Origin of the sequence: Gracilibacillus halotolerans, from assembly GCF_014206945.1 — a bacterium.
In the GTDB taxonomy this organism is placed as follows: domain Bacteria; phylum Bacillota; class Bacilli; order Bacillales; family Amphibacillaceae; genus Gracilibacillus; species Gracilibacillus halotolerans.
Window position 1 is genome coordinate 183,619 of sequence record NZ_JACHON010000003.1, and the last position, 12,969, is coordinate 196,587.

Below are 12,969 nucleotides of genomic sequence, written 5' to 3' on the forward strand. Positions count from 1 at the left end.
TGGATGAATTATGTCATTATTAAGTGTGGCGGCAGTGTCTTTGAACGGCTGCCTTCTTCTTTTTATCAAAATATAGCGGAAATCCATAAACAAGGAAAATGGCAACCGGTTATCGTACATGGTGGTGGACCGTTGATTTCTAAGTTATTGGATCAAACAGGTGTAAAAACTACCTTTGTGGATGGATTAAGAGTAACAACAAATGAAGTTTTAGATGTCGTAGAAATGGCGCTTAGTGGAGCGATTAATAAGCAAATCGTTCGTAAGCTTACCGAAACGGGTGTGAAAGCTGTTGGTCTTAGTGGTGTAGATGGAAAATTACTTCAAGCAAAGCCAATTGCACAAGCGGATAAATTAGGGTTTGTTGGGGAAGCGGCTAATGTAAATACAGAATTGATAAAAACGGTAGTTAATGAAGGATTGATTCCTGTCATCTCCCCTGTTGGTGTAGATGATGAGGGACAACGTTATAATATAAACGCAGATATGGCAGCTTCTGCGGTAGCTCAGGCGCTACACGCGAAACTCTGTTTTGTAAGTGATATTCCAGGCATATATGAAGAAATAAATGGTGAGAAACACGTTTTTCATCATCTAAATGAACATTCCATTAAGCAATTAATTGAAAAGAAAATTATTACAGATGGTATGATTCCAAAAGTGAATTCTGCTTTAGAAGCGCTTTATAAGAATGTTTCTGAAGTATCGATTGTGGACGGGATGCAAGAAAATGGACTTCTTCAATTTATGGAGGGTAAGTCGATTGGAACGAGAATTTCTCTTGAGAAGGAGGTAAGTAAAGTTGGCTCAAACTAAAGAAGATATCCAAGCTGTTATGCCTACATATGGACGTTTTCCTATTAATGTAGTGAAGGGGAAAGGTAGCTATGTTTGGGATGACAAAGGAAATAAGTATTTAGATTATTGCGCTGGTATTGCTACCTGTAATCTAGGACATGTACCAGATGTGGTCGAGAAGGCTTTACAACAACAATTAGGTGAATTATGGCATTGCTCGAATCTTTACCATATTCCGAAACAAGAAGAATTAGCAGAATTAATTACAAAATATAGCTGTACAGATTCCGTTTTCTACTGCAATAGTGGTGCAGAGGCGAATGAAGCAGCGATTAAAATAGCAAAGAAGTATGGTCATGATGTGTTGAACCAAGAACAACCACTTATTATTACGTTTCAAAGCTCGTTCCATGGACGTACGATGGCAACTTTATCAGCAACTGGACAGGAAAAAATACAACAAGGCTTCACTCCATTAGTACCAGGCTTTGAATATGCGCCTTTCAATGAAGATGCCTCATTGCAACTTATACAAGAGAAAAAGCCGGCAGCAGTCATGCTAGAGCTTGTTCAAGGAGAGGGAGGGGTCATTCCTGCATATAAGGAGTGGGTTCAAAAACTAAATACTCTATGTAAAGAGCAAGGAACATTACTTATGGTTGATGAGATTCAAACGGGTATTGGTCGAACAGGTACTTTATTCGCGTATGAGCAATACAATATAGAACCAGACGTCATCACGTTAGCAAAGGGTTTAGGTTCAGGGTTTCCTATCGGAGCAATGGCTGCAAAGGAGCATGTTGCTAAAGTATTTACACCTGGTAGTCATGGTAGTACATTTGGTGGAAACCCACTTGCTGTAACTGCTGCACACGCCACATTGAAGCACATTGTTGAATCGGATGTACTAGACAATGCGCATAAAGTATCTAAGTATCTATGGCAGGAGTTAGAGCAATTAGTACAGAAAAAGAAGTCTATCAAAGCAATACGTGGTAAAGGGATGCTGATAGGCATGGAAGTAGCATCGGATGCGATTAATTATGTGAATAAAGCTAGAGAAAATCACCAATTACTCATTTTAGTTGCGGGGCCAAAAGTAGTTCGGATTTTGCCCCCATTGACTACTTCAAAGGAAGAAGCAGTACAATTTATACAAATAATAGAGCAACTATTTGAGTAACTACTTGACCATCTTTCATAACGTGTTAAAGTATAAAGGATAAATCAATTAAAGAGGGATCAAGGATGAGAACATACACTAAGGAAAAACTAGAACTATTTAAAAAGGTAAATAAAAATCGTGCTAGGCTACTAATTAACTGTGCGGATCAGCCGGGGATTGTTGCGGCTGTTTCTAAGTTTCTATTTGAGCATGACGCAAATATATTAGAATCTAGCCAATATTCTACCAATCCACAAGCATCTGGTGAATTCTTTATGAGAATTGAGTTTGAAATAGAGAATCTTCAAGAGAATATTAAGAAATTGGAAGAGGATTTCAAAGAAATAGAGAATAAGTTCCAGATGGAAGCAACGTTCAAATATGTGGATAACGTGAAGAAAATGGCTATCTTTGTTTCTAAAGAGCCTCATTGCCTCTTAGAATTGCTATGGGAGTGGCAGAGTGGCGATTTAATGGCAGATATTAAACTAGTAGTCAGCAATCACGAAGTCGCTCGCGAGCTCGTGGAGCCTTTAGGAATACCGTTCCATTATATACCTGCCAATAAGGATATAAGGAAACAAGTTGAAGAACAGCAAATTAAATTGCTAAAAGAGCATGAGATTGATTTAATTGTGTTAGCTCGTTATATGCAAATTCTTACACCAGAATTTGTAGAAGAGTTCAAAAACCAAATCATTAATATTCATCATTCGTTCTTGCCTGCTTTTATTGGTGCGAGACCATATGAAAGAGCATACGAGCGTGGCGTGAAATTAATTGGAGCTACCTCTCATTATGTAACGAATGCTTTAGATGAGGGACCGATTATCGAACAGGACATTAGTAGAGTCGACCATCGTGACAATGCAGAGGCAATGAAAAAGATTGGTCAAACAGTAGAACGTAGCGTATTGGCCCGCGCGGTGAAATGGCATCTAGAGGACCGAATTATTGTTTATGGTAATAAAACCATTGTATTTTAATAGCTAGTGGAGAGGGGAAGAGATCGACTTAAACGTCATCGCTTCTCCTTTTTGACGTGTTAAAAGGCTAAATCGTTAGAAGATTTTTGGTTAGTGTTTTCTTCATATGGTTTAACGTTTTGAAAATATTAAGTATATGAAAATAAAAGGATACAGTAGCAAATAACCACTATACCCTTTCCGAGTACACTACGTATTTAATTTGAAATGCACATCCTCATGTCGATATATTTCTTCAAAATCATCATTATCCTTTAAATTCGTAAATAAATCCTCCGGGGAAAACAGTAGAAAATCATTTTTAAAGCTATAATCAGCACCGTGATGATAAGCAAGCCATACAAGTTTAGAGCAATAAACATATTCCCAAGGATCATCTAATGATTGGGAAAGTTTAAAGGAAAAAATAGGTTTATTTTCTCCATTCTGTTTATTTTTTTCATACTGTTCATAATACTGGAGTGCATACTGCGCAGCTCGCTCTCCTAAATCTCTATTCACAGGTCGATAATGCGCATAAAGCGGATGATGACGAATAAACTTTTCGATAGGCGCTTTTATAATAGAGATATCGCCTCCGGGGGATTCTACCATTTCGTGGTTATTAACGACAATAGCAGAATGCCCCATATATCCAGAATACTTTGTGTTAAGGTTGTCGCTAGCGACTAATATGTCACCTGGCTGAAAATCTGTGTCTCTAACTTTCGTACTTTTCCAACGATAATCTTTCCGAACAATCCATTGGTCAGAATTTACTTCAATAAACAAGTGGTTACTATCTTTTTCTTCATCCAAAGGAATAACATTACAATAACTATCTGTAAATAGATCTACTTTTTTATTATTGAGTAATACTCTAAGCTCGTTTTGGGGTAAGGCAGGGTATACATAAATATAATGAACGTCTTTCCATACATGTAATTGCATAAAAGTCACCTCATCGTATCCTATGCAAAGAGAGTTGTGATGGTACATTCGTACAATAAGGAGATATATTTTAAAAAAATGTATGAAAATAACTGTTCTTTATTGAATGTACGTACGAATTGTTATAAAATAAAAATTAACCACTTTACACATACGTACAGGATATCAACATATAAAGAAAGGAAGGTGTTATTGTGTTAGAATCTTTAAAAGAACAAGTACTAGAAGCTAATTTGGCACTGCCTAAATATGGGCTGGTAACTTTCACATGGGGTAATGTAAGCGGATACGACAAAGAATCTGGATTAATGGTAATTAAACCAAGTGGTGTACCCTATGAAGAATTAAAAGTAAGTGATTTAGTTGTGTTAGATTTAGATGGAAATATTGTTGAGGGTGACTTAAAACCATCTTCTGATACTCCTACACACCGATATTTATACCGTAATTTTGAGGGGATTGGCGGAATTGTACATACCCATTCTCCATGGGCGACTAGCTGGGCGCAAGCAGGAAAAGGAATCCCTGCGTTAGGTACAACGCAGGCAGATTATTTTTACGGGACAATACCGTGTACCCGCCGTATGACTGAAAAAGAAGTAAAAGGTGAGTACGAGTGGGAAACGGGTAAGGTAATCGTGGAAACATTCCAAGATAAAGATCCACTTGCAATTCCAAGTGTACTCGTTCATAGTCATGCACCGTTTAACTGGGGGAAGGATCCGAATGAAGCTGTCCATAATGCGGTCGTAGTTGAAGAAGTAGCAAAAATGGCACTTCATACGTATCAATTGAATCCGAATATAGCTGACATGGATTCGTATTTGTTAGATAAGCATTATTTAAGAAAACATGGCGCTAATGCCTATTACGGACAAGGTAAATAGTTGATAGAACACATATATCCAAGAGGAGGAAATGATATGTTACAAGTAAAACCGTACAAGTTTTGGTTTGTTACAGGGAGTCAACATTTATATGGGGATGAGACCATACAAGAAGTAGTAAATAATTCGCGTGAAGTTGTTAAAGGATTAAACGAAGTGGGACAATTACCATTTGAAATAGAATTCAAAGAAGTACTAACAACTGCAAATGACATTCATGCGTTTATGGTAAAAGCAAATAATGACGAGAATTGCGCAGGCGTCATTACTTGGATGCACACATTCTCACCTGCAAAAATGTGGATTGCTGGTCTTAAAGCGTTGCAAAAACCTTTACTTCACCTGCATACGCAATATAATCGTGATATCCCATGGGATACGATTGATATGGATTTTATGAATTTAAATCAAGCGGCCCATGGTGATCGTGAATATGGATTTATCGGCACAAGAATGGATATTTCGCGAAAAGTAGTGGTTGGCCATTGGAAAGATGAAAACGTAACGTCTAAAATCTCAAATTGGATGAAAACGGCTGTTGCTGTTACGGAAGGAACAAACATCCGAGTAGCGCGTTTCGGTGATAATATGCGTAATGTAGCAGTTACCGATGGGGATAAAATCGAAGCCCAAATTAAATTTGGCTGGACAGTCGATTACTACGGTATTGGCGATTTAGTCGAGGAGATTAAGCAAGTAACAGACGAGCAATTAGAAGCACTTTGGCAAGAATATGAGAAGTTATATGAAATACCAGAAGAAGCGAAGCAGCCAGGTAAAGTAAGAGATGCTATTTTAGAACAAGGGAAAATAGAAATTGCCTTGAAATCTTTCCTATCGAAAGGTAATTATTCTGCCTTTACGACAAACTTTGAGGACCTTCATGGCATGAAGCAATTACCAGGACTTGCTGCCCAACGTTTAATGGCAGAAGGCTATGGATTTGCTGGTGAGGGTGACTGGAGAACAGCTGCTTTAACTCGCTTAATGAAGATTATTTCCAACAATAAAGATACTTCCTTTATGGAGGATTATACGTACCATCTAGAACCGGGTAATGAAATGATTTTAGGTTCTCATATGTTAGAGGTGTGCCCAACAGTTTCAGCTACAAAACCGAAAATTGTAGTTCAGCCTCTAGGAATTGGTGGAAAAGAGGATCCAGCACGACTTGTGTTTGATGGAAAAGGTGGAGATGCGGTTAATGCTTCCTTAGTAGAAATGGGTGGAAGATATCGATTGGTTATTAGTGAAGTAAAGGCAGAACAGCCTCAGCATGAAACGCCAAATCTACCGGTAGCAAAAGTATTATGGAGACCGGAACCATCATTAAGTGAAGCTACAGAAGCATGGATTTATGCAGGGGGAGCTCACCATACAGTGCTATCTTTTGAAGTAACTACGGAGCAACTGTGTGATTTTGCGGACATGGCTAAAATTGAAAGTGTTGTTATTGATAAAGACTTGAATTTACGCCAATTCCGCAATGAGTTAAAATGGAACGAATCAATTTATCGCTAATGAAAGAACAAGGTGGGTCTATTATGGACCCAGCTTTTTCTATATGTGAAATACTTTAAAGTGTCCTTTGGCTAGCTTCACTGCTAGCCAAGTTTTTCTTTATTTGTTGAGTAATTTAAGGTTCTTGACTTAGGTTAGAAAAATGAGATTCAGATATAATCTAATTGTATTTAGAGGAATTGGCAGTCATAAAAGCGCTGTCTATCAAGTGTGATATAATAATACTATACATGTTATGTGACAATAAATTCCCATATTTCATAGTTTTGTTGTAAGCGGAGTGCTATAATATAGACATAAATTGTAGATGTAGAGGTGTATGACGTGCAGACGAAATATAATATCGTGAAGCAAGCGATAAAATCAAAAATATTAGATGGGACCTATCAGCCCCATCAAAAAATTAGCTCGGAAAGCGAATTAATGAAGCAGTTCGGTGTCAGCCGCCATACGGTTCGATTAGCAATTGGGGAATTAGTTAATCAAGGTTGGCTGTATAGAGAACAAGGTTCGGGTACGTTTTGTGCTGACCGAACAAAGGACACTTCACAAAAGCAAATGCAGCAAAAGAATATCGCAATTATTACGACTTATATCTCCGACTATATTTTCCCTTCTATCATTCGCGGCGCAGAATCTTATTTAAGTAAAAATGGATACCAAGTAAGTCTTTTTAGTACGGATAATGATCATGATAATGAACGTAAAATCTTAGAAAAAATTCTAACTCAACCGTTTGATGGTGTGATCATCGAACCAACGAAAAGTGCCATTGCCAATCCGAATATTAACTATTATTTAAATTTAGAGAGACAGGACATACCCTACTTAATGATTAATGCTTATTATGATGAACTTGAGCCTTTCCATATAATCGTTGATGACGAAAAAGGTGGTTTTATACAAACGGAGCATTTAATTGAACAGGGTCATACGAACATAATTGGTTATTTTAAAAACGACGATATGCAAGGAACAAAACGTATGAAAGGCTATCTTAAAGCTCATCGAAAGCATGGGATTGAAATCTCACCGAACAACATTATAACGTATGAAACAGCGGAGAAAACAACAAAGCCTGCAGAGGAGCTTAGAAAATTATTGAAGTCTGAGAAAAATCGTCCAACAGCGATTGTTTGTTATAATGACGAATTAGCTCTTATGCTCTTAGATGTATTGAGAGAAGCAAAACTACGAGTGCCGGAAGATATCTCTATTATTGGATTTGATAATTCCTTTATGGCTGATATAACAGAAGTAAAACTTACCTCCGTAGAACATCCAAAAAGTGAAATGGGTGAGCTAGCAGCAAAGGTGATTTTGGATATGGTCAAACAAGTAAGAGGTCAGAAGAAACAAGAGCACATGGAAAATGATCTTATTCGTTTTGATCCTAAACTAGTGGTGCGAAACTCAACTGGACCAGTTGATCAAAAAGTGGAGAGTTAAGTATACTCTTCTTATACATAGCACAAAAAAGAGGGACATCATTGGAATGGAAAAATGTCTCTCTTTTTTTGAATAAAAAATATAGTCTTGTTTACGATTTCGTGCTCATGTTAATTTTTATAGATATGTTTTAAATACATCGATGGAGAAACTCCTGTCACTTTTTTAAAGACTCTGCTAAAGTAAAAAGGATTAGAAAAGCCAAGTCTATCGCTAACTTCTGATATATTATCATTCTCTTTTCTAAATATTTGGATGGCTTTCTCTATTAAAATTTCATTTTGGTAATGAATAATGCTCTTTCCTGTATGTTCCTTAAATTGCTTCGATAAGTAGGAGTAGTTCATATTTAAGGCTGTAGAGATTTCGGAGCTAGATAACTTGTGCTCATTTGCATGAAACAGCTCCATCAGTTTTGAAATAGTTCTATGTCTACTACGATTCGAATCCTCTTCAAGCTTTTCTGTATAAATATCTAATAACACCTCGTAAAATTTCATTCCGGCAAGTAATAGTCGTAGCGAGTTGGTTGATTGAAAGCTTTCTAAAATATCTTGCAGTTTAGTAGTAAAGTAATTCTTTTGTCTTAAACTCCCATATTTAGGGAGTGTAAGATTCGTTTCGTATGCGCTTTTTGGTACGAGGGAGGTATGGCGAAACGGTGAGTATTCCTCGCGTTCATTTGCATGACTAGGGACATCTCCTGAAAAATGGATATAATACCATGCGGAGTTTTTCATATACTTTTCTTTTCCCCAGTGGTGAACCCCTTGCTTTAAAAACAAAAATTGTCCAGCCTCTACCATATAATTAGTACCATCCTCGATGATGTTTAGTTTCCCATTTGTAACCAAAACAAAAACGTTCCAATCTTCCATAAAACGGTCAGGGTGTGTTAGATGACCTACTGGATCACTCATATAACCTATTTCATGGATCATTGGAATAGCAGTACTACTCCAATTAATGATATGTTTCAAGAAATCACCCCTTTTTGTTCACAGATAAGGAATTATCCAATTCAGATTGAAAATTTGTCTAGCTCCTGCGCCTCCCCCCTCGAGGTCTTAAGTAATGCTATTCTGTGGCAAAGAATGCCATATAAAGCCTTACTTAAGCTTGTCGGGGGTGAACAAAGCGCCTGCACTTTTCTTAACATTGTAACACAACACAGGTAGAAAATTATAGCCCAAAAAAAGATAGGTAAAGTAATAATATTCTATGTACATTCTCTTAATATCCCTACATACTGAAAGGAATTGTAACTATAATGTGAGGAGGAAGAGAAGGTGGAGAACACAAAATTATTAAATGGGCTGTTTAAACAATCCCAAGAAAAAGGCAAAAAGTATTTAGTTGATTTGGATGTTGATCGATTAATGGCTCCATGTTATGAAGCGGTGAATCAGACTCCTAAGAAAGAGCGTTATGGAGGATGGGAGCAACAATCCATTGCTGGACATTCATTAGGGCATTGGCTATCAGCAGCAGCTGTTATGTACCATGCGACAGAAGACGTCAAATTAAAAGAGAAGCTTATTTATGCGTTAGAGGAAATGGAGAAAGTCCAATCCAATGATCCAGATGGTTATTTGAGTGGTTTTCCAAGAAAATGCTTTGATGAAGTTTTTTCAGGGGATTTTGAAGTGGCCCATTTTAGTCTAGGAGGGTCTTGGGTTCCCTGGTATTCCATCCATAAAATATACGCGGGGTTAATCGATGTCTATCAATACACAGGAATGGAAAAAGCTCTTCAAATTGTGTTGGGAATGGCCGACTGGGCATATAAGGGTTTATCACGTTTAACTCATGATCAATTTCAACGCATGCTTATTTGTGAGTTTGGCGGTATGAATGAAGTATTTGCAGATTTGTATAAGATTACGGAAGATCTAAGATATCTGGAGTTGGCAGAGAAGTTTTATCATGAGGCAATTCTTGATCCACTATCAGAAGAGAAAGATGAGTTAGAGGGGAAACATGCCAACACCCAAATACCGAAAGTCATTGGCGTTGCTAAATTATATAATATAACTGGAAAAGAGAAATATCGTAAAATTGCAGAATATTTTTGGGAGCAAGTAGTGAAGTATCGTACGTATGTGATTGGTGGGAATAGCATTCGTGAACATTTCGGGTTGGAGAATACAGAAGAACTTGGTGTGCTTACAACAGAGACATGTAATACGTATAACATGCTTCTACTTACAGAATTGATTTTTGATTGGAATCGTCAAGCTAAATATTATGATTTTTACGAACGTGGTTTATATAACCATATTCTTGCGTCACAAGACCCGGAGTCGGGAATGAAAACATACTTTGTTTCATCTGAGCCAGGACATTTTAAAGTATATCATTCACACGATAACAGCTTTTGGTGCTGTACAGGAACAGGGATGGAAAACCCAGCACGATACAATTCTCGTATTTTCCAACTACTAGATGAAAGTTTCTATATCCATCTGTTTATTCCGGCTACTTGGAAGAGTAATAGACATGGGATGGCTGTTAAACAAGAGACGGATTTTCCGTATTCGAATCGCGTCACACTCACGGTAGAGGAAGCAAATGGATTAGAGATGGAGTGGCGAATAAGAGAACCGTATTGGTTAAACGGTGAGATGACGATTACGCTTAACGGAGAGCCATTGGATTATACGATGAAGGACGGTTATGTTAGCTTTGTCAGAGGATGGCAGAAAGGTGATCGAATCGAATTTCACGTGCCGATGAATTTACATTTATATAGGGCAAAGGATACTCAATACAAAAGTGCACTATTATATGGACCAATTGTTCTTGCTGGAGCATTAGGACGTGAAAACTTCCCTGAATCAGATATATTAGATGACCACTTAGCATTAAATAACCATCCATTAATAGAAGTTCCATCTTTAGTGGCAAATCCAAACAATTTAACCGAATGGATTGAGATAGTAGATAAAGAGCGATTACTATTTGAAACGAAAGCTATTGGGCAGCCAGGGAACCGAAAATTAAAACTGAAACCATTTTATGATATTCATCATGAACGTTATACTATTTATTGGAATTTAATGAAGGATGAAGAATATAAGAGTTTTGTAGATAAAGATGCTGATAGAAAGGTTTATCTCCAACGAATTACAGTGGATCAGGTTACACCACACGAACAACAACCAGAAGTAGAACATCGTTTGTTAGAGAGTAACTCTCATTCAGATTATTTAAATGTTGTTCACAAAGGATATCGAATGGCTAAGGATAATGGATTCTTTAGTTATGAGATGAAGGTGGAAAAGGACCTGCCGATGTATCTTGCAGTGACGTATTATGGAAGTGAAGGAACCCTTTTTGAACCCGGAGGTCATTTCGTGCGTGATTTCAACATTAAATTAGATGGTGAGGTAATAGCGAATCAGATTGTTGAGTTTGAAAAGCCGGGTGAATTATTCACTGTTAATTACGAGATTCCACAAGAGCTAACGAAAAATAAAGACAGTGTGCGAGTAGAATTTGCTGCAGAAGCTAATAAAGCAACAGCCAGTGTATTTGAAGTAAGAATTGTAAAAGAAAAAATATAAAAAACTGGGTAAAAAGTTCCTATCATGTTAGTAGGAACTTTTTATATTCCCTCAAATTATTCTTTCGCAGTTTGAAGTGTGGTCTGTTCATGTTTTAAAAATATGCTAGAATTATTTACTGGGATATAAACGTAGAAAAATATAAAAAAGAAAAATATTTTTAATTCTAATTGATAATTAGTTATAACTTGTATATAATATAATTAAAATCTCGTACGGACAATTTAACTTATGAAGTAAAAACGTTCGTATGTTATTGGTCATCACGATTGAGCGATATTCACTTAGTCAGAAGTAAGGGGGAGTGTTAAACAGTAACTTGTAAGCGTTATAAAGTTAGTTGTTCATTGAAGTTTAAAAAACATAGAAAAAGAATATATGAGGTGAGGACGATGAAAAAAGGATTATTTTTCGTATTATTGGTTGCAATAATAACTTTAGCAGGCTGTAGCGGAAGCGACAAGAATACTATTGAATTTTGGACACCCTTAACAGGTGAAGATGGTGCGTATATGGACCAACTTGTAGAAGCTTACAATGAAACTGAACCTGAATTTAAGGTAAAACATGTTGTTACTTCGGATATGTACACAAAAATGTATACAGTTTTAAATTCAGGTAAAGGAATTCCGGATTTATCAATTATACACGCTGATCGAGTGCCTAGTTTTGTTAAACAGGATTTACTAGAACCGATGACTACGATTGTAGAACAACAGTCTGAATTAAATCAAGATAACTATCTTGATGTAGCATGGGAATCTGGAGTCATAGATGGTACACAGTATACTATTCCTCTAGATATTCATTCTAATGCCATGTATTATAACGAAGATTTACTTAAGGAATATGGTGTAGAAAATTGGTTAGATGATAATGTTATTACTTTTGATGAAATGCTTTCAATGGAAGGTAAATTAGCGGAAAACCAATTTATAGTGAACGATGCTCTTATGAGTTGGGTTATACTTGCACAGATTCAGAATCTAGGTGGTGATATCCAAGTGGATGGTGAGCCTGCTGTTAATACGCCAGAAATGAAACAAGCAATTGAAGCAGCAAAACAAGTAGCAGATGCAGGATTAATGACCCCTTATGGCGAAGATGGTTACTTAATGTTTCAATCTGGGGATGTTTTCTTTTCAACTGATGGAACGTGGAGTTCTACGGGACACGCTGAAGTAGAAGGTTTGAATTTTGGTGTAACAAATATTTACTCATTTGAACCGGATGTTTATCATAACCGTGCGTCGTCACACTTATTTGCAATGTTAGCAAATGAAGATCGTACGGATGAGAAAGAACAAGGCATTGGTGAGTTTTTAGAATTTATTCGTCAGAATTCTCTAGTATGGGCAGAAGCTGGACAAATTGTAGCAAGTACGGATGTTGTAGAAAGTGCTGACTATGATCAGTATATGCAATCATTTTTCACGTCTACACCTGAACAAGAAGAGTCGCTATATATTTACACCTATGAATACTATCCATATATACAAGAAGCTCTAGATATGTATGTTGCTGATTTAGTACACGGAGAAATGGACATTGACGAAGGACTAGCAGAAATGCAAAAATTCGTAGAAGATAAAGTAAATGAAGGAACGTTGGATGTCGAAAATGCTCCAGATGAATTGCCTGAAGAAGAATAAAGAAGAAAATGAATT

The 12,969-nt window shown here is 36.8% G+C and carries 10 protein-coding genes; 8 read left to right on the forward strand and 2 right to left on the reverse strand.

Going from position 1 to position 12,969, the window contains the following annotated elements; genetic code table 11:
* The first annotated feature begins 3 nt into the window (after positions 1–3).
* From argB to purU, 3 genes are all read left to right on the forward strand, one after another.
* Positions 4–816: an acetylglutamate kinase gene (gene argB, locus GGQ92_RS06370; protein ID WP_184245830.1), complete on the forward strand. Its 813-nt coding sequence runs from the start codon at positions 4–6 to the stop codon at positions 814–816.
* On the forward strand, positions 803–1,981 hold the full coding sequence (gene argD, locus GGQ92_RS06375; protein WP_425486383.1) for an acetylornithine transaminase: 1,179 nt from the start codon (positions 803–805) through the stop codon (positions 1,979–1,981). Before argB ends, argD begins: the two co-directional genes overlap by 14 nt.
* Before the next feature lie 65 nt (positions 1,982–2,046).
* Entirely contained in the window at positions 2,047–2,949 is a 903-nt protein-coding gene (gene purU / locus GGQ92_RS06380; RefSeq protein WP_184245834.1) for a formyltetrahydrofolate deformylase, read from the forward strand.
* 189 nt (positions 2,950–3,138) lie between these two features.
* Here the strand turns inward: purU and GGQ92_RS06385 are convergent, their stop codons facing one another.
* A complete protein-coding gene (locus GGQ92_RS06385) occupies positions 3,139–3,879 on the reverse strand; it encodes a C40 family peptidase (RefSeq protein ID WP_184245837.1) in 741 nt (246 codons plus the stop codon).
* A gap of 194 nt (positions 3,880–4,073) precedes the next feature.
* Between GGQ92_RS06385 and araD the strand changes: the two genes are divergently transcribed.
* From araD to GGQ92_RS06400, 3 genes are all read left to right on the forward strand, one after another.
* Positions 4,074–4,766 (forward strand): L-ribulose-5-phosphate 4-epimerase, encoded by a 693-nt coding sequence (araD, locus tag GGQ92_RS06390; RefSeq protein WP_184245840.1) that lies wholly within the window; start codon positions 4,074–4,076, stop codon positions 4,764–4,766.
* Positions 4,767–4,802: 36 nt separating this feature from the next.
* Entirely contained in the window at positions 4,803–6,287 is a 1,485-nt protein-coding gene (gene araA, locus GGQ92_RS06395) for an L-arabinose isomerase (protein ID WP_184245843.1), read from the forward strand.
* Positions 6,288–6,611: 324 nt separating this feature from the next.
* Positions 6,612–7,736 carry a substrate-binding domain-containing protein gene (locus GGQ92_RS06400; protein ID WP_184245845.1) on the forward strand — a complete coding sequence of 375 codons (1,125 nt, stop codon included), beginning with the start codon at positions 6,612–6,614 and terminating at the stop codon, positions 7,734–7,736.
* A gap of 110 nt (positions 7,737–7,846) precedes the next feature.
* On the opposite strand, the gene GGQ92_RS06405 is transcribed toward GGQ92_RS06400, so the two are convergent.
* Positions 7,847–8,716, reverse strand: a complete 870-nt coding sequence (locus GGQ92_RS06405; protein ID WP_246384126.1) for a helix-turn-helix domain-containing protein — start codon at positions 8,714–8,716, stop codon at positions 7,847–7,849.
* Between the two features lie 309 nt (positions 8,717–9,025).
* Here GGQ92_RS06405 and GGQ92_RS06410 point away from each other — a divergent pair, with 309 nt between their 5' ends.
* Together GGQ92_RS06410 and GGQ92_RS06415 are read left to right on the forward strand one after the other, a co-directional pair.
* On the forward strand, positions 9,026–11,302 hold the full coding sequence (locus GGQ92_RS06410; protein ID WP_184245847.1) for a beta-L-arabinofuranosidase domain-containing protein: 2,277 nt from the start codon (positions 9,026–9,028) through the stop codon (positions 11,300–11,302).
* A gap of 392 nt (positions 11,303–11,694) precedes the next feature.
* Positions 11,695–12,954, forward strand: a complete 1,260-nt coding sequence (locus tag GGQ92_RS06415) for an extracellular solute-binding protein (RefSeq protein WP_184245849.1) — start codon at positions 11,695–11,697, stop codon at positions 12,952–12,954.
* The last annotated feature ends 15 nt before the right edge of the window (positions 12,955–12,969 follow it).

Excerpts from the sequence above, each read along its gene's own strand:
- argB (WP_184245830.1), top strand. The coding sequence starts at position 4 with ATGAATTATGTCATTATTAAGTGTGGCGGCAGTGTCTTTGAACGGCTG.
- purU (WP_184245834.1), top strand. The coding sequence starts at position 2,047 with ATGAGAACATACACTAAGGAAAAACTAGAACTATTTAAAAAGGTAAAT.
- GGQ92_RS06385 (WP_184245837.1), bottom strand. The coding sequence starts at position 3,879 with ATGCAATTACATGTATGGAAAGACGTTCATTATATTTATGTATACCCT.
- araA (WP_184245843.1), top strand. The coding sequence starts at position 4,803 with ATGTTACAAGTAAAACCGTACAAGTTTTGGTTTGTTACAGGGAGTCAA.
- GGQ92_RS06415 (WP_184245849.1), top strand. The coding sequence starts at position 11,695 with ATGAAAAAAGGATTATTTTTCGTATTATTGGTTGCAATAATAACTTTA.